Origin of the sequence: Bifidobacterium sp. MSK.13.1 (assembly GCF_019131435.1) — a bacterium.
Classification (GTDB): domain Bacteria; phylum Actinomycetota; class Actinomycetes; order Actinomycetales; family Bifidobacteriaceae; genus Bifidobacterium; species Bifidobacterium pseudocatenulatum.
Window position 1 is genome coordinate 56997 of the sequence record NZ_JAHOMM010000004.1, and the last position, 22995, is coordinate 79991.

Sequence of the window (22995 nt, forward strand, 5' to 3'; positions counted from 1 at the left end):
TTGCAGACACACCTCGAACAGATGTTTGATTTTCTCGGCGTTTCGCGTTATGCTTGCCTAAGACCTGAAAGGAGCCCACCGTGAGCACCGTCCCATTCACGCCCAAAAAGGATGCCGAGCGTCCGGATGAAAGCACGCTGACCGACCGTCAGCGCAAGGTGCTTGGCGCCATCAAAAAACATCTCGTCGAGCAGGGGTTCGCTCCCTCATTCCGCGAAATCGGCGAAGCCGCAGGGCTTAAAAGTCCGTCATCCGTCAAACACCAGTTGCAAGTGCTTGACGACAAGGGCTTCATTCGCATGAACGCGAACAAGGGCAGAGCCATCGAAGTCGTGAGTTTCGACGATGACGAGGTTTCGCCCGGCAAAGTAGCGCAGGTCATCCCATTCCCGAGCCAATCTGATTCCAGCGGATCCATCATGGCTTCCCGCGATGTCCCCTTGGTGGGACGCATCGCGGCAGGCGTGCCCATCACCGCCGAGCAGCATGTGGACGATGTGATGCGTCTGCCGGAACGTCTCACTGGCACCGGCAATCTGTTTATGCTTGAAGTACATGGCGACTCCATGATTGACGCGGCTATCTGCGATGGTGATTTTGTGGTGGTACGCGAGCAGAACACCGCGGAAAATGGAGATATTGTGGCGGCGCTGCTCGACGATGAAGCCACGGTGAAAACGTTCCGCAAGGATCATGGCCATGTCTGGCTCATTCCGCACAATCCCGCCTACTCCCCTATCGATGGCACGCATGCTGAGATCATGGGCAAGGTGGTCACCGTGCTCCGCAAAATCTGACGTTAGACTATTCAACGCCATTGAAATCGCGCCCACAAAGATGAAGCCATAAACAAAGACTCCATCTTTGTGGGCGCGATTCTTTTCCGGTAAACGCACCGGTCATTTAAGAATGTTTAGGAATGCATTTCGGATTTGCTGGTCGAACTGTATCCTTCCGGTTCGAGTTGGAAGGTGGTATGAGGTACGGATACGGGGAAATGTTCGCGCAGGCAATCTTGTAGTTGTGCGAGTATTTCCGCCGCTTCTTTCATGGTGAGTCCTTGTTCGACCACAACATGCGCCATGAAGATCGGCATGCCTGTGGATACGATGCTCGCGTGGATGTCGTGTACCGCCACAACATGCGGCACTTGTTCCAAGTGGGAACGCACTTCATCGAGATCAAGACCGTTGGGGGTTTCTTCGAGAAGCACGCGAACCGCGTTGCGCAACAGTTTGATGGCTCGCGGGATCATCATGAGTGCGATGATGCCGCCTGCCACAGCGTCGAATCCGGCCCAGCCGGTGCAGATGAGCACGCTTGCCGATACGATTACGGCAACGGACCCTAAAGCGTCATTCATGACTTCAAGGAATGCCGCTTTCATGTTCATGTTGTCTTCGCTTTGCGATGCGAGGATAAAGATTGATCCGATATTGGCCGCGAGGCCGAGTATGCCCATGAAGAGCAGCAATCGCACGTCGTTTACTTCGTCGGCAGATCCGCCGAAAAGTCTCATGCCGGCTTCCACAAGCGCATAGATACCTACGATGAGGAGGATGAGGGCTCCGACTGCCGCTGTTAGCACTTCGAGCCTTGCCCAGCCCCAGGTGCGTTTGTTGCTGGGCTTGCGTTGCATCAGTATTGCGGTGACGGTTGATGCGATGAGTACGGACATGTCGGTGAGCATGTGTCCGGCATCAACGAGCAGCGCCAACGATTCTGTGATGACCGCGCTGATGACTTCCGCTATGAATACCGTCGAGGTGAGACCGAGCGACATCATGAGCCGTTTTTGATGTTCCGCTCCTGTGTTCGCTATCGATCCGTGTGCGTGGTCATGTGCCATATGCTTAATCTTTCAGCCCGATTAAGAAACTTATTGAAATTGTTTCTCAATACCATTTTCATTGCTCTCAAAACGCAAGAAACCCCAGCCATAGGCCGGGGTTTCCTTTATTTCTTTTTGCAGTCTAACGACTGATCAATCGCCTGTCAATACCCAAGCAACCAAAAGCGGTAACGCAGCTGGCACTCCGTTACCGCGTTTTTTATCAGAAGCCGAACTGGGCAGCGGTTTCCTTCAGCGTCTCTGCGGAACGCGTAAGGGCTGCAAGCTCGCGGTCGGACACCGGGGTGTTGATGGCGGTGTTGACGCCGGAACGGTTGAGGAGGGTCGGCACGGACATGCAGACGTCGGAGATGCCGTGGAAGTCGTGGAGCATGGAGCTCACCGGCAGGATGCGGTTGGAGTCGCGCATGACGGCTTCGATGATGTCAACGCCGGACATGCCGATGGCGTAGTTGGTTGCGCCCTTGCCGTTGATGATCTTGTAGGCGGCGTTCTTGACGTCCTGGTGAATCTGCTCACGAACTTCGGCGTCGAGCGGAGCGTGACCCGGCAGCGGGGTCCAGTCGCACATCGGGACGCCACCGATGGTGGCGGAGGCCCACAGCGGCACTTCGGAGTCGCCGTGTTCGCCAGCAATGTAGGCGTGCACGTTCTTGACGTTGACGCCGGTCTGCTGGGCGATCAGGAAGCGCAGACGTGCGGAGTCAAGGTTGGTACCGGAGCCGAAGACCTGGTTTGCCGGCAGGCCGGAGATCTTCTGGGCAACATGGGTTGCGATATCAACCGGGTTGGTGATGAGCATGTAGATGGCGTTCGGAGCGACCTTCACGAGGCCAGGAATGATGGCCTTGAGAATGTTGATGGTGGCACCGACCAGTTCGAGACGGGACTGACCCGGCTTCTGACGCGGACCTGCGGTGATGACGATCATGTCGGCGTCGCGGCAGATTTCCGGATCATCGGAGCCTGCGATGGACACGGTCGGGAAGAAGCTGGAGCCGTGCTGCATGTCGAGTACTTCGGCTTCGACGCGTTCCTTGGCAATGTCTTCGAGCACGATCTCACGTGCGACGCCACGCTGAGCGGCAGCGAAAGCGAGAGTGGAGCCGACTGCACCGGCACCGATGATAGCGAGCTTTGTGGGCTTGATTGGTGAATCCACCATGTGCTTACCTCTCTTATAAGAAAGAATGTCCCGCTGGTAGCAGGTTTTCTCTTAGAATTTCATCTTTACTTTATCCACACAGCATGACGTTTCAAGGCGTTATAACACGACTTGCAAATAATGAAAAGTGATATGCATCACAAAAGATGTGAGCGCTCACAAACGCTGTGTCCGTTGCGTTGCACTGCTTTGCAAGGTTTTCAGCCGATTGACTGTTCCACGATTTGCGCAGCCAAATGATCGTCCACTTCCGCTTCGAGCATCATACCGTCGTCACGGTATTCGACGTTGATCACTTTGCCGTATTCACGTACGCGCGACACCAGCGAACCGGCAGTGTATGGCAGCAACGCCTCGACATGCACGTTCGGCGTCGGCAGCATGGATTCCACCTGCATACGCAGCTCGTCGACGCCTTCGCCGGAAAACGCCGATACGATGTACGCTTCCGGCATCAACGCCTCGATACGCTCGCGTGTGGCCTCATCCATACGGTCGGCCTTGTTGAACACGATAATCGTGGGAATGGTTTCGACGCCGTCGATGTCGGAAAGCACATCGTCGACCGCGTCGATTTGCGAGAACGGGTCCGGATGCGATCCGTCCACCACATGCACGATCAGATCGGCTTCGGAAACCTCCTCCAGCGTGGATTTGAACGCTTCAATCAGCTGCGTAGGCAGTCGACGCACGAACCCGACGGTATCGACGTACGCATATTGACGTCCATCTTTGGCACGCGCCCTGCGCACTGCGGTGTCCAATGTGGCGAATAGCGCGTTCTCCACCAATTCCGCTGATCCGGTCAACCGATTCGTCAACGACGATTTGCCCGCGTTCGTATATCCAACCACAGCAACGGTCGGCAATCCGAAACGACGGCGAGCGCCACGTTTGACGTCACGCGCGGGAGCCATCTGTTCGATCTGTTTGCGGAGTTTGGCGATGCGGCTTCGGATCACACGGCGGTCCATTTCGATTTTCGTTTCGCCAGGTCCTCGCGAGCCGATGCCCGCGTCTCCTGCGGCGCGGCCACCTGCCTGTCGCGACAGTGATCCGCCCCAGCCTCGCAGTCGTGGCAGCATGTACTGGAGTTGTGCCAGTTCCACTTGGGCTTTGCCTTCGCGTGAGGTCGCATGTTGGGCGAAAATGTCGAGGATCACGGCAGTGCGATCCACGACCTTCACTTTGGTGGCGTCTTCCAAGGCGCGGCGTTGGCTTGGCGGCAGGTCGTCGTCCACAACGATGGTGTCGGCTTCCTCTTGCGCCACGATTCCGGCGAGTTCGCGGGCTTTGCCGGAGCCAACGTATGTAGCTGCGTCCGGCTTGATACGATGCTGCAGCAGGCCGTCGCATACCACGGCGCCGGCGGTTTCGGCAAGCGCGGCAAGTTCTCTCAATGATTCTTCGGCCTGTGCCTGTGTGGTTTCACGGCTGGACCACACGCCGACGAGCACAACGCGTTCGAGGCGGACTTTTCGGTATTCGACTTCGGTGACGTCTTGCATTTCGCCGAGTCCGGACACATGCTTCAACGCATTGCGGGATTCGCGTTCCTGCCATTGTTCGTCATGGGATTCGTTGAAATGGTTCTCGCCGTTGGTATCAAGCAGCACCTCGGACTGGTCGGCGAGCACGCCTGACACGTCGTTGGCGCTCATGCTATGCTCGATGTCGTTTTCTTGGCTCAATGGCACCTCTCACGGTTAAACTATGGTGTCTTTATTATCATCATTCTCTAGAGACATGGGTATCGGGCATTCGCCACGTGGATGAGCGTGGCTTGCGTGATGCCGGAGGCGAGCGTTTGCAAGGAGTGGGTATGGCACAGGCCGAACAGTATTTCGCGGCTGATCCGCAGTCGAAGGATGTACGTAAGAGGCTGCATGTTGTGTTGCGAGGCAATGAGGCCGATGTTGAGGTTTCCAATGGCGTGTTTTCCGGCAATCGCGTGGATTTGGGAACGTCCGTGCTGCTTCGTCAGGCTCCGGAGCCTCCTGAGGAGGGTACGTTCCTTGATCTGGGTTGCGGTTGGGGTCCGATTGCGTTGACACTTGGTTTTGCTTCGCCGAAGGCTGATATTTGGGCGTTGGACGTGAATGAACGCGCGTTGGATCTGACGCGTCGCAATGCCGAGCTCAATGGTGTGAGGAACGTTCATGCGGTCACCGCCGATGAGATCCCTTCGGATGTGACGTTTGATCTGATTTGGTCGAATCCGCCGATTCGTGTTGGCAAGGATGTGCTGCATGAGTTGTTGATGACGTGGCTGCCGCGTTTGAATGCGGGTGGTACCGCCTATTTGGTGGTGCAGAAGAATCTGGGGTCGGATTCGTTGATTCCGTGGCTTGCCACGCAGCTTGGCGATGGTTATGAGGTAAGTAAGTACGCGAGTTCGAAGGGCTTCCGCGTTATCGAGGTTATGAAGGCATGAAATTCGAATATCCTTCCCAACTGCCGGTTTCCGCTGCACGTAGCGATATTGCCGAGGCGGTGAAGTCGAGCCAAGTGGTGATTGTGTCTGGTCAGACGGGTTCCGGTAAGACCACGCAGCTGCCGAAGATTCTGTTGGAATTGGGCCGTGGATCGCATGGCAGGCAGATTGTGCACACGCAGCCGCGTAGGCTGGCCGCTCGTACCGTGGCCGAACGTATCGCCGCGGAGATGGGCGTGCGTTTGGGCGACGAGGTCGGCTATCAGGTGCGTTTCACCGATGAGAGCTCACCGAAGACCCGTCTCCGCGTGGTGACCGACGGTATTCTGTTGGCGCAGATTCAACGCGATCCGAAACTGATGCAATACGATACGATCGTTATCGACGAGGCGCACGAACGTAGTCTCAATATTGACTTTCTGCTCGGTTATTTGACTGCGCTATTGCCGAAACGACGTGACCTGAAATTGGTAATCACGTCGGCGACGATTGATTCGGTGAAGTTCCAGGAGCATTTCGAGCACGCTTTGCATACGAAAGTGCCGGTTATCGAGGTTTCGGGACGAACCTACCCCGTGCAGGTCGTGTATGAGCCGCTGGGCACCGCTCCGGCGTTGATGCGTTCCGTACCCGGTTTTGAAACGGGCGCGATGCCGGGCGATGCCGACTATGAAACGTTGTCGGCCGCTCCCGACGCGAAGGATTCCCATGAGCCGAACGTTGACATGCCGACGGCGGTGGCGCGCGCCTGTGCCGAGTTGGTGATTCATTCGAGTCATGACCGTGGCCCGCGCGATATTCTCGTGTTCGCTTCGGGCGAGCGCGACATTCATGATTTTGAGAATGCGCTGCGCCATCATTATGGTCCGCGTGCCATTGATATGCGTCGTCCTGATGCGATTGAGATCGTGCCGTTGTTCGCGCGGTTGTCCTCCAAGGAGCAGCATCGCGTGTTTGAGCCGCATGACCATCAGCGTATTGTGATCGCTACGAATGTGGCCGAAACGTCGTTGACGGTGCCGGGCATTCGTTATGTGGTCGACCCTGGCACCGCTCGTATTTCACGTTATTCGAAGAGCGCGAAAGTGCAACGGCTTCCGATTGAACCGATCAGTCAGGCGAGCGCGAACCAACGTTCGGGTCGTTGCGGCCGTATTGCCGATGGTATTGCGATTCGCTTGTATTCTCGCGAGGATTTCGAGACGCGCCCGGAATTCACGGAGCCTGAGATTCTGCGCACGTCGTTGGGTGCGGTCGTATTGCATATGCTGTCGGTGGGTGTGGCTCGTACCGCGCAGGATGTTACGGATTTCGGCTTTATCGATCCGCCTGATATGAAGGCGGTGTCTGATGGTTTCAATGAGTTGACCGAGTTGAAGGCCGTGGCGCGCAAGCATGGCGAGGTTGTGCTGACGCATACAGGTCGCATGCTTGCACGCATTCCGATCGACGTGCGTTTGGGCCGTATGATCATCGAGGCTGCGAAGTCGACCACGCCGAACACGTTGGCCGCAGTGCTGGTGGTGGTCGCGTTCCTAAGTTTGCAGGATCCCCGCGAACGTCCGGATGAGAATCGTGAGGAGGCCGACCGCATTCATAACCGGTATGCCGATCCGTCCAGTGATTTTCTGACCGCGTTGAACTTGTGGGATCGCGTGTTCCAAGCTGATGGCGAGCCGAGCAATTCCGCGCTTCGTAGGATTTGCAAGACTGAGTATTTGAGTTGGCTGCGCATCCGTCAGTGGAAGGATCTGGTCACGCAGTTGCGTGAGATGTGCAAGGAATTCAAGTTCAAGGTTGGCGATCCGATTCCGGCTTCGCGTCCGCCGCTTGAGATTCGTCAGCTTCCGTCGAATCAGCAGGCTGCGCATTCGTTGTGTTGTTCGTGGGATGCGCAGGGTATTCATACGTCGATGCTTTCGGGCTTGTTGTCGATGATGGGCATGCAGATCGTGCGTGAACCGAAGGCATCTGATTTCGCTGGCTTGAAGGGCGCTGCCCGTGCGCGTGCCATGAAGCGTGCGCAGAAGATGGCGAAGAATGATTATCAGGGTGCGCGTGGCACGCATTTCGCATTGTTCCCGGCTTCCGCGGTTGCCAAGTCGACACCGCAATGGGTGATGAGCACGGAGTTGGTGGAAACGAGCCGCTTGTGGGCGCGATATTCCGCCCAGATCGATCCTGCTTGGGCTGAACCGTTGGCGGGTTCGTTGACGCGAACCACGTATGCGGATCCGCATTGGTCTGGTTCGCGTGGCTCCGCGGTGGCGAGCGCGAAGGTACTGTTGTATGGTTTGCCAATCGTACAGGATCGTACGGTGCAGTGGGGTCGTATCAATCCGCTGGAGGCCCGTGATTTTCTGATTCGTCAGGGTTTGGTCGAGGGTGATATTCAGCAGCGGTTCTCGTATGACGATTTCATTGCGAAGAATCGCGATGTGTTGGAGGATGCCGCCGACGATGCGAGTCGCACACGTCAGATGGCGCAGGCGGTCAGTGATGAGGATCTGTTCGATTTTTATAATTCGGTGATTCCCAATACTGTCACGTCGGTTGCGGATCTTGCGAAATGGTGGAAGTCAAAGCATGATGAGCAGCCGGATTTGTTGGATTTTGATCCGGAGAAGGTGGAGCGTCTTGCTGATGCCGAGTCAGTGTCGTTGGCTGATTATCCGGATCATTGGCATACGTTGGGTACGGACGGCTCCCCTATCGATTTGCGGTTGAGTTATGTGTATGATCCGCATGATCCAAACGATGGCGTGACCGTGCATGTGCCGTTGAAGGTGTTGTCTCGTTTGACACCGGAACAGTTCACGTGGAATGTTCCCGGATTGCTGGATGAGTTGATTGTCGGCATGATCAAGTCGTTGCCGAAGACGTTGCGCGTGCAGTTTGTTCCCGCTCCTGATACGGCTCATAAGATTCGTGCGTGGATTGATGAGAGGTATCCGGATCTGCCTGGTTCCGGTAACCAGCAGAAGCCGAATCTTGCTCCTACCAATGCGGAGGGTGTGGCCGCGTGGCCGGATTTGCCTCATACGTTCACGCAGGCGGCAATCAGCATCGTTGGCGCGCAGATTCACCCTGAAGTGTTGACTGGTGAATTGTGGAGCAAACTCACGCCGTATTTGCGCGTGACGTTCTCTGTGGAGCAGCAGTTGCCTCCGAGTCGCAAGAGTCAGCATGGCAGGCGTCATGCGCGGGGCCCTGTCAAGGTGCTTGGCTCGGGCAAATCGTTGGTGGAGTTGCAGCGCAAGTTTGCGGAGCAAGCCGAGGCTTCCGCACGGCAGATGGTAAAGAAGCAGGCGGAAAACGCTGGAAATCAGGGCAAGCTTGTGGAGCAGGCCAATCTGCTGCATAAGGCTGGTGCCACTACCGAAGCTCGTTCCACCATGCTGTGGCGCGGTGCACTTGATGTTTTGCGTATGCCGAGCGAGCGTATTTCGTCGCGTTGGTTGGGTGCGGAGGCGTTGATGTTGGCGTCCGCACCATATCAGTCCACGAAGGATCTTACTGAGGATCTGCAGTTGGCTGCGGTGAAGCGTTTGCTGCCGAATGTTGACGAATTGCCGGATGATGAGGCGTTGGCGAATGCGGTGCTTGATGTGCGTGAAGTGTTCGAAGATACCGTGTATGCGGTCGCGCAGGATGTGATCGCTATTTTGAAGCGGTATGCGGAGGTTGATAAAGCCGTGTCAGGCAAGGCCGATCTGCCGATGTTGAGCGTTTTGCAGTCGATTCGTGAGCATATCGCCACGCTGGTGTATCCGGGATTCATTGGTAAGACTCCTCCGGATGCGTTGGCGTCGATTGAACGGTATCTGCATGCTGACGTGCTTCGTTTAGGTAAGGCGAAGAACGACAAGAATCGTGATGTGCGTTGGGCTTGGGAGGCTGATGAGGCCAAGCAGTTGGCCGACAAGGCCATGGCGAAGGCCGAACGTGAGCCTGCAGGTCCGCGTCATGAGGCGTTGATGAAGCAGGCGGTCACCGCACGTTGGATGCTTGAGGAATTCTACGTATCATTGTGGGCGCAGGAACTCGGCACGCCGAAGCCGATCAGCCTGCAGCGCATCAAGAAAGCGTTGAGCTAACGCATCATCATCTTTCGCATTCCATTGCCGTCGATACTGGCGGTTTTCCAGTATCGACGGCAATGGGACCTAATGAAATCATCCTCAGCCGAACCATGGTTAGCACACTCTAGCGTTGCTTGAAGAAACGGAACAACTGCGTTTCATGTATCGTCATACCGACGAGCACGCTTGATACCATCACTCCAGCGAATATCGCACATGGCGCGCGCATCGCACCCAACCATACGGTCATTGAATCGGCGATGCTCATGCGAACGCAATACGCACCCAACAGCGCGGCCGAAGAGGCACACGCCAAGCCGCTCCAAATCAACGTTTCCACAGCGATTTCCAGCAATTGCGCACCTTTGGACTGCCCTGAATGCAATGCGCCAGCATATTCCAATCTACGACGACGCACGCCGAACGCGCCGAGCACCAGCCCCACAGCCAATCCCAGCCACGGCATCCAACGGGTCATGCGCTGCCCGTACGAAGCTTGCGCATCGTAATGCGAATCGAAACTCTTATTCACCTGCGTCACGCCGGCATTGGATGACGAACCCGACGCAACCAGCGTGGAAAACAACACATCCTCCGTCTGCCCGCTTTGCGGCCACTGTCTGACCCAACATTCGTCGAACGTGCCATTCGACGCGGATACGGGCACAAGGAACGCGTAGGCGAATCGCGTGTCACGACCATCGTTCGGCCAATCAAACACGCCTGCGACGCTCATCGTTCCCTGTTCGGTCTGCATTACGCTGCCTTTGGTGAGACCAAAATCCTTGGACACGTCGGTAGATACCCACACGCCGGACACATCGGTTTTCGCGCTCCCGGCGATCATCCTGATCATGCCGGGCGTTACTTCATACGACGATATATCCTTGCCGGGCGTGGCAAGCGGCACAATCTGTTGACCGGCACGCATCGCACCGGCCAAGGTGCTCATCACACCGCCGCCAGCGTCGGCGAGCCTGTCACATGCGGCTCCGTCCACCGTTCCCCCAACGATGGTGCCAACGTCGGCATAGGCGTTGATGCGTTGCACCGCCTCGGTTTCGAGCCCCACCACATTGGCGGCCTCATATCCGCCGAGCAATGTAGACGCGAACAATACCGCTGCAAACATAAGCAGCGCATGACTCACTCCCGCGCCAATATTGCGCAACGCTTCGGAAAGCACCGATCGTAATCGCATAATCGCCTACTCGCAGGTGAGATTGTTAAGTCCGCTGCCGATTTCCACATTGGAGATCGAAGCGATGTCTTCGCTGTCGGCTTGCACGAGGCTCACGCCCAGTTCGCCTCCCACGATCGACACTTTCACGGGAGTGCTGCCATGATTGTTGGATGTGGGCACGATGCAGCCGGTTGAACCGTTGATGCCGAATACCGCACCGGCTGGAACGCGCAGCACTCGCATCCGTTCGCTCAAGGCCAGAGTGGCGTCCAATCCCGCTTTTCTGGATTCCACGTCCACGGATTGGTAGCTGTCGTTCGCTTCGACTTGTTGCAGGAACCCGGCATCCGTGATTTCAGTGGTATTGGCTGGCAATGTTCCCGTAATGCCGAATATCGTCAACGAACGTTCCTGCGCGGATGCAGTGCCGTTTTTGATGGTGAGTTTCGTCAATGATCCGGGGATTTTGCCGATTGCGGTGCCGCCCGTCACCATGGATCCGGCGGTTGCGTTCCACTCGTCAACGGCGACTTCGTGTTCGGGAATCCACAATGTGTCGGCCAATGACAATGATCCGTCCGACGTATTGCCGTTGTCGGCCATCAACTGCTTCCACCCGTCCGATGTGGCCCACCCGTAGGTATCCGATCCGGGAACGCTGTTGTAGCCAAGTAAGTTGAGTTCATTATTCAGGGCGAGCACATCGCCGCCGGTGTCTCCGGTCTTCAGATCGCGATACAAGGGGGTTGCGGTGTTCAACGCCACTACCGTGCGATCGTTCACCTGGTAGGCACCTTTGCCTGAGGTCAGGCCGTTGCCGGACCAGTCCGCGGTGACCAGGCCACTCGCATTGCCGAAAAGATCACGGTCACTGGAAATGGTGGGCACCACGGTAACTTGTTGCGTACCCGCGTATTCCTGTACGCTGGCGGGAACCACAGTCCTCTCCCCCGCCGAACTGAGCAATGTCGGAGTGCGGTCAGGCAGCCACAATGCGCAGGATCCGACCGCAATACAGGCTGCCGTGACAGCCGCCAGCAAAGTCCAAGTCACAGCAGTGCACTTCGAACGCTTCCCTCCCGTCCTTTGCTTCATTCCGAATCGTCGCGTCATACTCACATATACCCCTTCAATCACGACCAACAAGCACCATCAGCGAATACATCACCATGATTCCCCTGGAATCACTTACCTTCTCACCACAACTGTTCCGTATCGTCGGTCGCATATCCCACGTTGTAGCCGTTCGACACAAGGCAACTGCGCACTTGCAGGTTCTGCATGTCAAACGAAGTATTGCCATCCGTTCCGGAAAACTCCTTGTTGAACCGGCTTACGGTATAGTCCTTCGGCACGAGCGAGTCTCTATGCAAACAATCGACCACGGCCTGCGCTTGATCGGCATACAGATTCGGATTGCCTACGATAATACCGTACACATCTTGCACATCTGCAACATACTCATCGCCGCATTCCGTGGAATCATCGGAATATCGGGATTCCTGAATGGTCGTCCCCTGTTTGTGTCCAGCTTCGGCATAGAGTCCGCTCGGATATTTGATGAGTTTGATTTCCTTATATCCTTTGTCGATCATGCACTGCCGGTAATCGGACCAGGCTTTCTCATAATCCGACGTCGAAATCTCACCCGTACTTTTGGCTTTGTCCAATATCGTTTTCTGCGATTCAGCGATATTACCTTGCGATTCCCGCTGTTCGATCCATTCGCTCAAAGACGCCGCCAATTTCTGTCCGCTGGTTGACCCCTGCTGTGCAGCTCCCGACTGCGCAGCAGAAGACGAAGCTTCAACTTCCTCACCTTTTTGTCCATCTACGATAGACGCGCAAGACATCAATGACAACGTCAAGCCAACTACGCTAATTAGAGGAATAATCCGAAATCGATGCGGCATCTGCCATCAGCCCCACACTCTGGCGCTATCAGTATGATTGCTCGCGCTACCGTATGCTACAGCAGTCGTTGATTGTATACGTTGCGTCGTATGTCCGGTGAAGCAAACACCGTCTTGGCACGCCTGCGCATACCCTGTATATGCAGGTTTCCTCGCCCATACACTCGCAGTAGATTTTGTCCACGAATAATTCCAAGATCCATTGATTCTTGCGTTATCTATGTTGCCCGCAGCCGCTTGGGCCATAGGGGCCCCCAAACTGAACACCATGGCAAAAGCCACACATCCAGAAAGCATAGAAAGCGTTTCCTTTTTCATTTTTCTTCCTTCCTTTAAGAATGACCGAGGACAATATAGCGAGGAATGCTGCTCAAAGAAAAACTGACGATACTCAAATTGAGTATTTTTCCCAATAAAAAATTTTTTTCATCATTTTGCGCATAAAAGATACACATATTGCGTATGACTCACTTCATACATTTCATCATCCTGATGTACGGTGAAGCATGACGTCTTAGGAAGGTAAATATGAATGACATCCTTATCGGGACAATAGTTGTAATATTACTTGTTCCAGTATCAGTCCCATACCGCTCTTCAACTAATACCGCTTTGCTATCGTCAAATCCTCAGATCACTTTGTCTTCGAGTTGCCCCCATCCTCTCGTAAAGTGGTGCCAGTGAATACGTTTTCGCTGCGTTTCATCAAGCAAGGAGTGTGTAGATGAGTCACATCGTTGTTCATCCGCGTATTCTCATGGTCGACAATGACAAGCGGGCCATCGAAGCGCTCACTGCACTGCTCAGCAAAGCACTCCCCAACGCCTACGTCGCCGACGACGTCACCGACGGCACGAAAGCTCTGTCACTGTGCAGAGCGTACGGAAACCAATACGACATCATATTGCTCGACATGTCGCTCGAGGGCTTGCAAGGACCAGACATCTGCAAACGTATACGCCTCATCAACAATAGCACGCCCATTCTGGCCATGACCAGTTTCAGCCTCAACCGATACCGAAACAGTGCCATCGAATCTGGAGCGCAAGGACTTGTTGACAAAAGCAGCAGCGAACAATTCACCCAATGCATTCCGCGCATCGTCCGAGGGCAGACCATGGACGGTTTCGAAACCCCGCTCGTCGCCCATATACAGCTCAAAAACCGGTCTGCGCTCAAGCCGACCCTCACCGTCACACAGGAAACCATCATGCACTTGTGCGCCGAAGAATACTTGACCGACGACGAAATCGCCGACCGACTTCATATAGCAAAAGCAACCGTCCGCAAACATATGCAGAATATCGTTCAACGTCTGCACTGCAATACCCAACGGCAGGCAATCGCCATTTGGATGAACAATCATGAGTAGAACACCAATCACGTCGGTACAGTCGTTTCTTGCGAAATTCAAGCTTTTCCAGCATCCTTTCCGTCTTCTTCTCGTGCTCGTATGGGAATATCTGCTGATTTGGACGACACTGAGCTACCAGCAACCAACGTCAGCACAGGTAGTGAACGTAATACATGCCGTACTTGCATTGCTCACGCTCTTCTACCCGCGAGCATGCCCGCTTATCTGTTTTGTGCTTCTGCAGGTGACGGATTACGTTTTCGGGGGATACGATAATGAGTGCGGCCTCTACGGCGTGCTGTTTTCGCTTGGCATACTGTCTTACGAGACCAATGATCTTTACGCTTTGGGTCTGGCTCTTGAAATATCCCTCAGCCAAGCAGCGGAGACAACGCTTTTCAACGGACCCGGATATAATTTCCGCGCTTATCCGGTGTTCGTCATCATGTTCATGTTGGTCGCGATGTTCGGCACCGCATTACGAAAGCACGGGGAGAAAGCTCAGGCGCAATGGGCCGCTGAACGCGCGCAATACGACAACGCACGGTTGAAACGCGACGCCGAAATCGTCAGCCAAATGCATGATGCGGTGACGTCGGATTTGTCCCTCGCTTCCCTGCAGGCACAGCAGCAGATGCTCGATGAAAACAATCCCGACGCCGCGCAGTGGAAGCAGACCAACGACCATATCGTTTCCGCATTACAGAACGTCCATCATGTGATCGACTACATCAAAGGGGGTGATCATGCGGATCAGGTTGCACAGTCCGGGCAGGACGCCGACCTCGTATGTCGTATCCGACAGGAGATGGAGCGTAATGGCAAGGCACTTGAATCTATGCGTTTCAAGGGAACAAGCCAAGTAAGCGTTTTGGAATCTCCCGCAGATGTCGACGCCGATTTGTCTGCCATCATCATTCGGCTGATCAAAGAGGTTTACGCGAATATTTCCCGTCATGCGACATGTGATGACGAATACAATGTTTCCGTACTGGTCAAACGTGCTTCGATTGAAATCACAGAAGTCAATGATCATCATGCCGAAACACAGGAAAATTTGCCGGGAGGCCATGGTCTGAGCCAACTGTCCGACGAACTTGCCGCATATGGAGGTCAAATCTACACCACGCAGGAGCATGGACGGTGGGAGTTCTATGCGTTCGTTCCTCTTACACGGGCTGGTTTGTAACGTCAGGAATGCTTGTTGCCGATTAACCGTTTTCATACCTCATCGCGTACTGCATTGAACATTACATTCCACATATACACAAATGAGGTAGGGTGAGTGTTGCGTGGCTGCAATTAGGGGACTACAAATGATTGGCAAGGGTGCGTCGGTAAGGTGATTGCCTCGTGAAAGGTTGGCTATGCGCGTTGCGGTTGAGGGGTTGGCTCATCGATTTGAGGGAACCGATCTGCTGTTCGAGAATTTGAGTTTCGTGGCCGAACCTGGTGTGACCATTGCGATATGCGGTCCGTCGGGATGCGGCAAGTCAACATTGCTGTCGATTCTTGCAGGATGGGAGCAGCCTTACGCTGGCACGGTGACGCGAGAAGGTGTGGATCGTGTTGGATGGGTGTTTCAGAATCCGTATGGTGTTGCGGAACGCACGGCGCTCGACCATGTGGTGTTTCCACTGCTCGCCAAGGGAATGAGCCGCCGCGAAGCGGAACCAAAGGCTTTGGAAGCGATGGAACTGTTCGATCTGGCGTATGCGGCGGACAGGCGTTTCTGCGATTTGTCTGGAGGCGAGGCGCAGCGTCTTATGCTCGCGCGTGCGGTATGTTCCAGGCCGAACATGCTGCTGGTTGATGAGCCGACCGCCCAGTTGGATACGCGTACATCGCATTCCGTAAGCCATGTGCTCGGCAATCTGGCCGGTCAAGGCATGATCGTGCTGGTGGCAACCCATGATCCGGACACGCGGGACGCCTGCGATCGCGTAATCGATCTAGCCGACTACGCTCCGCAAGTCGGCGGATCTACTGCCCAGTCCGCCAACATCGCAGTCCACTAATCGCTTTCCGCAATCTCAACGAATTACAGATAAAACTTCTATAACTTTGCCGCTTTCAGAAACCGCTCGTTCAAACCCGACCAAATGCCATCAGGCTTGCTGTTTGGTGTAGAAATCGCGTTCTCGAGCTACGAACGGGCGCAGCAGTGTTGTGGTGCCAACCGCACACAGCAGGAAGATCGCGCCCACAGGGCCAAGCCACATCAGTCCCAAATGGGCGTTGACCAGTCCACCAACCGCGGAGCCGACCGCGATGCCGATGTTGAACGACATGGAATTGAGCGATGCGGCCAGATTCAGCGATCCCGGATGCGACTGAGAGGCAACATCCATATATAGCACCTGCGAGGCGGAATTCTGCAGATACATGAACATGCCAAGCACCACCAGCAGCAACGCACCATACACCGGCACCCAATGCGTTACGATCAGCGATGCCATGAGCACGGCGTGCGCGCAGTAGATCGGACGAATATGCGTCAGTGGTTCCACTCCCCTGCCACGGTCGGCAAGCTTGCCGCCATACAGGTTGCTCCACAGGCAGGCCGCGCCGAAAATCACCAGGCCGACGCTTAAATACTGTTCGGGAACATGCACTTCGTCTCGCATGATCGGCGTCAGATACGTATAGAACACGTAAGTTGCCGCCGCGCCAAACACCACGGCAAGCACGCCCAACTGAATACGACGGTCGAAAAACAGGCGGAACTGCGGCAGAAAACCAATCTTCACAATACGGCTGTTGCGCGGCAACACCATCACCATGAGCACAATAAGCACCACTGTGAGCACGTTCACCAAATGGAACGCCCAACGCCAGCCGAACGTGTTCGCAACCCACGTGCCAACCGGCACACCCACCACGGATGCGATGGAGAAGCCGGAAAACACCCATGCGATGAACTTCGTGCGGTACTGTTCAGTTGTTACATCGGGCGCGTACGTCATGGCAATGGCCACCAGCGTGCCGGACACCAGCGCGATGAGAATTCGCGCCACCACGAGCACGCCATAATTCGACGCGAACGCGCACAGCACGTTGCCGATAAGAAACACCCCAACCAGCGTCAGATGCGTGGCAAAACGCGGAAAACGAGCCGACAGCGCCGATCCGAGCGGCGTGACCGGCGCATACACGAACGCGAACAGCGACACAAGATTGCCGACCGTCACCTCCGACACCTTCAAGCCAGCCGCGATATCCGGCAGAACGCCAACGACAATGAACTCGCTCATGCCCAGCATGAAACTCAGCGAGATCAGCACAATCACAGGCAGATTGAAAAACCGTTCCTTCGCCACATCACTCTTCGCCATACACTTCTCCTCCATAGCCCCTCGAACTCCCCACGCCTCGCCAAACTCGCATTGTCATTAAAGCTTCTCACGTCAATCGATTGACGAATCAATCGTCAAACAAACGATAAGCCAAACGCGATACAATGACGCGCGATGACACGCAAAACAACCACCACAGCAAAAAACAACCGCAAACCCAAGAAAAACAAGCAGCCAAGCCTCACCAAACTCCGTAACGCCTGGAAAAAAGCAAACACCCCAAAACGCATCCTCATAGTCGGCGAAACACTGATAGCCAGTATCGTCGCGCTCGCGTTGATCGTTGGATTGGTGCGATTCGTCGGTTGGCGTGTGCAAGTGGATGAAGCGGTCGCATCGCAGGAACAATTGCAGACGCAATACGATTTCAATCCGGGCAACATCATTTCAGATGGTCTGTTCTTCAACGGGAACGCGTTGAGCGAGCAGCAGGTGAACGCCATCATCGAAAAACAGGGTGCCGCATGCAGCGGCGAGAAATGCTTGAAATCCATGACGTTTAGCACCGAATCGCAACCCGCCAACGAATACTGCGAAGCATATGAGGGAGAGCCGAACGAAAGCGCCGCGGCGATCATCTACAAGTCGGGAAAGGCGTGCGACATCAGTCAAAAAGTGCTGCTCACCGTGCTGCAAAAGGAGCAGCATCTGCTTACCGCCACCGATCCAAGCGACTTCCAATTCAAGTCGGCCATGGGATTGAGCTGCCCGGACGACGCGAACTGTGACCCGGAATATGCAGGTTTTTTCAAACAGGTGTATGGCGCGGCGAAACGCTACCAGTATTACGTGCAACATGAGGATCGCTATGGATACCATGCGGGCACGCTCAACTATATTCAATACAATCCGGACGCCAGCTGCGGTGGCAGCAACGTGTACATCGAAAACAAGGCGACAGCACTGCTGTACATTTACACGCCTTATCAGCCGAATGCAGCCGCATTGGATGCGGGAGTCGGCGAAGGCGACGCCTGTTCGACTTACGGCAATCGTAATTTCGCAATCATCTACAATTCGATGTTCGGCTCTCCTCGAGGCTGATTTTTCGATACAATTGCTCATGGAAGGGACTGACCAGAAGGAGCCTTTCATGGGCCTACTCAACAACAACGACTATATCGACCCATTCAAGGGTTCCGATTACATCGATCCCAGCAGCAACGCCGAACGCCTGTCTAATCAGGTGAACCGTGACCATGCACGGCGTGAATCCTATGTCCAGCGGCGATATGTGAAACCCGCGCAGAGCGATCAGGCATCGCGCGACAGGCAGGCCCCACAAAACACCCGATCCAAGCAAGACGGTAGATCTCAACAGGCGCAAGGCGATCAGTCCACACGAGGAGACACGCTCCAAACCATGTTGAACGACTGGTCCACGCAAACCATGCGGTATGCCCAGTCCATGCAGCAAAGCTTGCAACAGGCGTTGCGGCAAAATCAGCAAAACCCGCAGAACCCGCAAGGACGCCCATCGCAGCCCTATAATCCGCCGCGCATACAAACGGAACGAGCCACACGCGAGTTCCAATCCACTTCCGACAAGAAGCAACGCCGCCATAAAAACGGCTTCGTCACCGTTTTGGAGATCGTTATCATCATCGCTGTAATAGCGTCGATTGGCGGAATGCTTTCTGACAGCATGTCAAACATCATCTCCGATTTCGATGGATCCACAAGCCAGTTCGAGGAGCTGTCCACACAGGAAACCGTCAGCGAAGACGTTGGAAAGCTCTACTCCACCGGAGGAAAAGCATTGGAAGTGAACATCGAAGGCGTGCAGACAGGTCCGGAGGATTTGAACGGCGACGCCACGCTCACGGTTTTGCTCACCTGCACGAACATCGGCAAGAAAACGATGTATCCTCATGCCGTCGCAGATCTGATGGTCATGCAAAACGGCATCGAGCTTGCCCCTGCATTCACTTCCAACGAGGATTCCGACCGCACGGAGTTCTCCGGCGCCGAAATGAAACCGAAGAAAAGCTCGCAGACCACCAGCAGTTTCGTTCTTACGGACACCAATTCACCAGTTGTGGTTCAGCTGATGAATTATTCGCAGCATAATGTTGTTCGCGCCGCGTTTTCCTTTGACGAAGTCGACATAGAAGGGTCCTTGAAACATATTGATTATGCGGCCGTCCCTCAGCCCGAGCAAGTGGACGCTTCGAATTTCGACGAAGACGGATCCGTAACCGATTATGACGAAAGCACCCTGCATTTCCGCGTAGACTCCATTGAGAAGACAAGCCCCTCATATGCCGATCATGACATAGCGTTCGCACGCATATCCTGATATGTCGAAAATGGAAGCAAATACCGGGCTTTCCTGAACTATATGGATGTTTCCGCGACCCAAGACAGCACTGAGTTGCACAGCACGTATCTTGACGATGATAGCTATTCCACAACACGCAAGGTCACTCCCGGCGTGAAAATGACGACGACAGTCGCTTTTGAAACGCAAAGCAACTCGCCTGTGACATTCATATTTTCTGACTATGGTGATGAGATTCTTCGCAAAACCGTTAATTTACGGTCAATTGAGTCATTGGAACTTTAATCCGATACTTGCAGAAACATCAAAAGAAGATTCAAATAATCATTCGGAAAGCAAAAGACCGTTGTTGCAATCAGTTTTCTCATGATTGCAACAACGGTCTTTGATGAAACGATTGCGGTTCGCTTACAGCTTCGGCAGGTACTTCTTCAGTTCGAAAGGAGTGACCTGCTTGCGGTATTCCTCCCATTCCTGACGCTTGTTGCGCAGGAAGTATTCGAAGGCATGCTCGCCGAGCACTCCGGCCACGAAGTCGGACTTCTCCATAACCTTCAACGCCTCGTCAAGAGACTCCGGCAATGGCTGGATGCCCATGGCCTGACGTTCCGCATCGGTAAGCTCCCACACGTCGTCGCTGGTCGGCTCGCCCAACTGCATCTGCTTGTCGATGCCGTCAAGGCCTGCTGCCAAGAGCACCGAATATGCGAGGTATGGGTTGGCGACCGGGTCGAGCGCACGGAATTCCATGCGGGCGGAATTGCCCTTGCCTGGCTTGTACTGCGGAATGCGCAGCAGCGCGGAACGGTTGTTGTGGCCCCAGCAGATGTAGCTCGGAGCCTCGTTGCCGCCCCACAGGCGCTTGTAGGAGTTGACGTACTGGTCAGTGACCGCGCAGATTTCAGCCGCGTGGTACAGAATGCCGGCCGCGAACTGGCGTGCGGTGACGGACATGTTGAATTCCTGGCCCGCCTCGTAGAACGCGTTGGCGTCGCCTTCGAACAGGCTCAAGTGGGTATGCATGCCGGAACCTGGAGCGTCGGAAAGCGGCTTCGGCATGAAGCTGGCGTGAATGCCGCGCTCCAGCGAAATCTCTTTGACGACGGTACGGAAGGTCATGATGTTGTCGGCCGTGGTGAGCGCGTCCGCATAACGCAGATCGATCTCGTTCTGGCCTGGACCCGCCTCATGATGCGAGTATTCCACCGAAATGCCCATCTGTTCGAGCATGTTGACGGTGGCGCGGCGGAAGTCCATGCCTGGGCTGCGCGGCACATGGTCGAAATAGCCGCCCTCATCGATTGGGGTTGGCGTCTGGGACCAATCATCCTGTCTTTCGAACAGATAGAATTCGATTTCCGGATGCACGTAGAAGGTGAAGCCTTTTTCCTTGGCTTTCGACAGAGCCTGCTTCAGCACATGACGCGGATCGCCCAACGACGGCTCGCCATCAGGGGTAAGCACGTCGCAGAACATGCGCGCGGTGCCTTGCGGGCCTCCACGCCACGGCAGAATCTGGAATGTCGACGGGTCGGGCTTGACGATCATATCGTCTTCGGACACACGGGTGAGGCCTTCCACTGCGGAACCGTCGAATCCGAGCCCTTCCTCGAACGCAGCTTCCAATTCAGCCGGTGCGATAGCCACGGACTTCAGCGTTCCCAACACATCCGTGAACCACAAACGAATGAAGCGCACGTCGCGTTCTTCGACTGTGCGCAAAGCAAACTCTTGCTGTTTATCCATAGTGCCCCATCGTTCCATGCGCATGTTACGAAAGTCGTTAACACGCGCCGAATATGACGAGACCGTCCACGTTGTGGACGGCCGTATCGTCATGGGTTTGCGAACAATGCTCAACGTGCGACTTCAAGCGCCTCTTCCAAAGTGAAGGCGCGCGCATACAGCGATTTGCCGAGAATCGCGGAATCCACGCCCAGATCGGCAAGTTCCTTGATGGCGCGCAGGTCATCGAGCTTGGAAATGCCACCGGACGCGGTGACCTTCGCATCAGTGCGTTCCGCAACCTCACGCAGCAGATCGATGTTCGGACCGCTCATCATGCCGTCGCGAGCCACGTCGGTGACCACGTAACGAGAGCAGCCAACGGAATCCAGGAACGCCATGGTTTCGAACAGATCGCCGCCTTCCTTCACCCATCCGCGGGCTGCGAGGGTGTGGCCGCGCACGTCAAGGCCAACGGCCACGCGATCGCCGTACTTCTTGATGACGGAAGCGGTCCAATCCGGATTCTCAAGCGCTGCCGTGCCAATGTTCACACGGGCGGCGCCTGCTTCCAAAGCTACGTCGAGGGATGCGTCGTCGCGCACGCCACCGGACATTTCGATATTGACCTTGTCGCCAAGCTCCTTGACGATGGCGCGCAGCTGGTCACGGTTGTTGCCCGTGCCGAATGCCGCGTCAAGGTCGACCAGATGAATCCATTCCGCACCGGACTCGACCCACGTGCGGGCAGCCTCCAGCGGCGAACCGTAATCGGTTTCCGAACCGGATTCGCCTTGGCGCAAGCGAACGGCCTTGCCATCACGAACATCGACTGCGGGAAGCAATGTCAAAGACATGTCTGTACCTCTCTGTGATCAACCGACCGCCACTAAACGGCAATCGCAAATAAATGTACCAAGTGGTCGTTTTAAAAGCGTATATGTCAAAGCATCGTCGAAACAATCATCGGCGATCTCGCACCATCAGAACGTCGCAATCCAATTGCGCAGCAGCTGCGAGCCCGCTTCGGCGGATTTTTCAGGGTGGAACTGCGTGGCGAACAGCGGACCACGCTCGTAGGCCGCCACGAAACGGCTACGTCCGTACGTGCACCAGGTCACGCGCTCCTCGGCGTCACCGAAATCAAGCTGGTCGCCGGACGTGTCGGCGGGAGCGGCACTCATCGCGGCGAAGGAATGTACGAAATAGAAACGTTCACCTTCCACACCCTTCATGAGCACGGAACCTTCCGGCGCCTCGACGGTGTCCCATCCCATGTGAGGCACCACATCGGCGTCAAGCAGTTCCACGTCGCCCTTGATCAGGCCAAGGCCCGGAGTGCCGGTGCCGTGTTCCATACCGCGTTCGAACATGATCTGCTCGCCCACACACACGCCGAGCACCGGTCGCCCGGCACGCAGACGATCCTTGATCACGGTGTCTCCGCCCACCGACTTGAGTCCTTCCATGCATGCGCCGAAAGCGCCCACGCCGGGCACTACCAGACCGTTGGCTTCCAAGGCCTGCCGATGGTCGGAAGTGAGGGTCACGTCAAGGTCGAGATCAGCCAGTGCACGAACCATGGAACGCACGTTGCCGAAACCATAATCGAAAACCACCACGGAAGTCATGGGCGTTCTCCTTCTTGTG

18 protein-coding genes and 1 pseudogene are annotated in these 22995 nt (G+C 55.3%); 9 read left to right on the plus strand and 10 right to left on the minus strand.

What is annotated here, in order from left to right; translation table 11 throughout:
• Positions 1–80: 80 nt before the first annotated feature.
• Positions 81–797 (plus strand): transcriptional repressor LexA, encoded by a 717-nt coding sequence (gene lexA / locus KSY55_RS05890; protein WP_004220644.1) that lies wholly within the window; start codon positions 81–83, stop codon positions 795–797.
• A gap of 116 nt (positions 798–913) precedes the next feature.
• Here lexA and KSY55_RS05895 read toward each other — a convergent pair whose 3' ends face one another.
• The 3 genes from KSY55_RS05895 to hflX form a co-directional block, all read right to left on the minus strand.
• Positions 914–1849, minus strand: coding sequence for a cation diffusion facilitator family transporter (locus KSY55_RS05895; RefSeq protein ID WP_004220645.1), 936 nt, complete (start codon positions 1847–1849; stop codon positions 914–916).
• A gap of 205 nt (positions 1850–2054) precedes the next feature.
• Positions 2055–3017 (minus strand): L-lactate dehydrogenase, encoded by a 963-nt coding sequence (locus tag KSY55_RS05900; protein ID WP_004220646.1) that lies wholly within the window; start codon positions 3015–3017, stop codon positions 2055–2057.
• 200 nt (positions 3018–3217) lie between these two features.
• Positions 3218–4678, minus strand: a complete 1461-nt coding sequence (hflX, locus tag KSY55_RS05905) for a GTPase HflX (RefSeq protein ID WP_095279809.1) — start codon at positions 4676–4678, stop codon at positions 3218–3220.
• A gap of 161 nt (positions 4679–4839) precedes the next feature.
• On the opposite strand from hflX, the gene KSY55_RS05910 reads away from it, so the two are divergent.
• Positions 4840–5451, plus strand: coding sequence for a class I SAM-dependent methyltransferase (locus KSY55_RS05910; protein ID WP_080789447.1), 612 nt, complete (start codon positions 4840–4842; stop codon positions 5449–5451).
• Positions 5448–9548, plus strand: a complete 4101-nt coding sequence (locus KSY55_RS05915; RefSeq protein ID WP_118268996.1) for a DUF3418 domain-containing protein — start codon at positions 5448–5450, stop codon at positions 9546–9548. Before KSY55_RS05910 ends, KSY55_RS05915 begins: the two co-directional genes overlap by 4 nt.
• A 109-nt stretch (positions 9549–9657) precedes the next feature.
• Here KSY55_RS05915 and KSY55_RS05920 read toward each other — a convergent pair whose 3' ends face one another.
• The 3 genes from KSY55_RS05920 to KSY55_RS05930 all read right to left on the minus strand — a co-directional run bounded on the left by KSY55_RS05920 (position 9658) and on the right by KSY55_RS05930 (position 12449).
• Positions 9658–10734 carry a hypothetical protein gene (locus KSY55_RS05920; RefSeq protein ID WP_217749607.1) on the minus strand — a complete coding sequence of 359 codons (1077 nt, stop codon included), beginning with the start codon at positions 10732–10734 and terminating at the stop codon, positions 9658–9660.
• Between the two features lie 6 nt (positions 10735–10740).
• Complete coding sequence (locus KSY55_RS05925; protein ID WP_259318757.1) at positions 10741–11769, minus strand: hypothetical protein; 1029 nt, start codon at positions 11767–11769, stop codon at positions 10741–10743.
• A gap of 143 nt (positions 11770–11912) precedes the next feature.
• The gene (locus KSY55_RS05930) at positions 11913–12449 is read right to left on the minus strand and encodes a hypothetical protein (protein ID WP_033524074.1); all 537 of its coding nucleotides are present in this window, start codon (positions 12447–12449) and stop codon (positions 11913–11915) included.
• A 904-nt stretch (positions 12450–13353) separates the two neighbouring features.
• On the opposite strand from KSY55_RS05930, the gene KSY55_RS05935 reads away from it, so the two are divergent.
• The 3 genes from KSY55_RS05935 to KSY55_RS05945 all read left to right on the plus strand — a co-directional run bounded on the left by KSY55_RS05935 (position 13354) and on the right by KSY55_RS05945 (position 16001).
• Positions 13354–14001 carry a response regulator transcription factor gene (locus KSY55_RS05935; RefSeq protein WP_065439108.1) on the plus strand — a complete coding sequence of 216 codons (648 nt, stop codon included), beginning with the start codon at positions 13354–13356 and terminating at the stop codon, positions 13999–14001.
• Complete coding sequence (locus KSY55_RS05940; protein WP_117501676.1) at positions 13994–15172, plus strand: hypothetical protein; 1179 nt, start codon at positions 13994–13996, stop codon at positions 15170–15172. The genes KSY55_RS05935 and KSY55_RS05940 overlap by 8 nt, the downstream gene beginning before the upstream one ends.
• Positions 15173–15350: 178 nt before the next feature.
• Positions 15351–16001 carry an ABC transporter ATP-binding protein gene (locus tag KSY55_RS05945; protein ID WP_095279814.1) on the plus strand — a complete coding sequence of 217 codons (651 nt, stop codon included), beginning with the start codon at positions 15351–15353 and terminating at the stop codon, positions 15999–16001.
• Positions 16002–16091: 90 nt separating this feature from the next.
• Here the strand turns inward: KSY55_RS05945 and KSY55_RS05950 are convergent, their stop codons facing one another.
• Complete coding sequence (locus KSY55_RS05950; protein WP_118249886.1) at positions 16092–17318, minus strand: MFS transporter; 1227 nt, start codon at positions 17316–17318, stop codon at positions 16092–16094.
• 135 nt (positions 17319–17453) lie between these two features.
• On the opposite strand from KSY55_RS05950, the gene KSY55_RS05955 reads away from it, so the two are divergent.
• The 3 genes and pseudogenes from KSY55_RS05955 to KSY55_RS09260 form a co-directional block, all read left to right on the plus strand.
• On the plus strand, positions 17454–18383 hold the full coding sequence (locus KSY55_RS05955; protein ID WP_004220668.1) for a hypothetical protein: 930 nt from the start codon (positions 17454–17456) through the stop codon (positions 18381–18383).
• Positions 18384–18432: 49 nt separating this feature from the next.
• The gene (locus KSY55_RS05960; RefSeq protein ID WP_217749606.1) at positions 18433–19638 is read left to right on the plus strand and encodes a DUF5067 domain-containing protein; all 1206 of its coding nucleotides are present in this window, start codon (positions 18433–18435) and stop codon (positions 19636–19638) included.
• Positions 19639–19659: 21 nt separating this feature from the next.
• Positions 19660–19905: pseudogene (locus KSY55_RS09260) on the plus strand (DUF5067 domain-containing protein); the annotation flags it as partial.
• 123 nt (positions 19906–20028) lie between these two features.
• Here the strand turns inward: KSY55_RS09260 and glnA are convergent.
• From glnA to hisH, 3 genes are all read right to left on the minus strand, one after another.
• Positions 20029–21366 carry a type I glutamate--ammonia ligase gene (gene glnA, locus KSY55_RS05970; RefSeq protein ID WP_022244698.1) on the minus strand — a complete coding sequence of 446 codons (1338 nt, stop codon included), beginning with the start codon at positions 21364–21366 and terminating at the stop codon, positions 20029–20031.
• Between the two features lie 110 nt (positions 21367–21476).
• Positions 21477–22202, minus strand: a complete 726-nt coding sequence (gene priA / locus KSY55_RS05975) for a bifunctional 1-(5-phosphoribosyl)-5-((5-phosphoribosylamino)methylideneamino)imidazole-4-carboxamide isomerase/phosphoribosylanthranilate isomerase PriA (RefSeq protein WP_117612136.1) — start codon at positions 22200–22202, stop codon at positions 21477–21479.
• 126 nt (positions 22203–22328) lie between these two features.
• The gene (gene hisH, locus KSY55_RS05980) at positions 22329–22976 is read right to left on the minus strand and encodes an imidazole glycerol phosphate synthase subunit HisH (protein ID WP_004220674.1); all 648 of its coding nucleotides are present in this window, start codon (positions 22974–22976) and stop codon (positions 22329–22331) included.
• Between the last annotated feature and the right edge of the window lie 19 nt (positions 22977–22995).

Bases quoted from the DNA above. Each gene is read 5' to 3' on its own strand.
- hisH (WP_004220674.1), bottom strand. From the start codon at position 22,976: ATGACTTCCGTGGTGGTTTTCGATTATGGTTTCGGCAACGTGCGTTCC.
- KSY55_RS05895 (WP_004220645.1), bottom strand. From the start codon at position 1,849: ATGGCACATGACCACGCACACGGATCGATAGCGAACACAGGAGCGGAA.
- KSY55_RS05960 (WP_217749606.1), top strand. From the start codon at position 18,433: ATGGGCCTACTCAACAACAACGACTATATCGACCCATTCAAGGGTTCC.
- KSY55_RS05920 (WP_217749607.1), bottom strand. From the start codon at position 10,734: ATGCGATTACGATCGGTGCTTTCCGAAGCGTTGCGCAATATTGGCGCG.
- KSY55_RS05935 (WP_065439108.1), top strand. From the start codon at position 13,354: ATGAGTCACATCGTTGTTCATCCGCGTATTCTCATGGTCGACAATGAC.
- priA (WP_117612136.1), bottom strand. From the start codon at position 22,202: ATGTCTTTGACATTGCTTCCCGCAGTCGATGTTCGTGATGGCAAGGCC.
- KSY55_RS05915 (WP_118268996.1), top strand. From the start codon at position 5,448: ATGAAATTCGAATATCCTTCCCAACTGCCGGTTTCCGCTGCACGTAGC.
- KSY55_RS05950 (WP_118249886.1), bottom strand. From the start codon at position 17,318: ATGGCGAAGAGTGATGTGGCGAAGGAACGGTTTTTCAATCTGCCTGTG.
- KSY55_RS05940 (WP_117501676.1), top strand. From the start codon at position 13,994: ATGAGTAGAACACCAATCACGTCGGTACAGTCGTTTCTTGCGAAATTC.
- KSY55_RS05910 (WP_080789447.1), top strand. From the start codon at position 4,840: ATGGCACAGGCCGAACAGTATTTCGCGGCTGATCCGCAGTCGAAGGAT.
- KSY55_RS05945 (WP_095279814.1), top strand. From the start codon at position 15,351: ATGCGCGTTGCGGTTGAGGGGTTGGCTCATCGATTTGAGGGAACCGAT.
- glnA (WP_022244698.1), bottom strand. From the start codon at position 21,366: ATGGATAAACAGCAAGAGTTTGCTTTGCGCACAGTCGAAGAACGCGAC.
- KSY55_RS05900 (WP_004220646.1), bottom strand. From the start codon at position 3,017: ATGGTGGATTCACCAATCAAGCCCACAAAGCTCGCTATCATCGGTGCC.
- hflX (WP_095279809.1), bottom strand. From the start codon at position 4,678: ATGAGCGCCAACGACGTGTCAGGCGTGCTCGCCGACCAGTCCGAGGTG.
- KSY55_RS05955 (WP_004220668.1), top strand. From the start codon at position 17,454: ATGACACGCAAAACAACCACCACAGCAAAAAACAACCGCAAACCCAAG.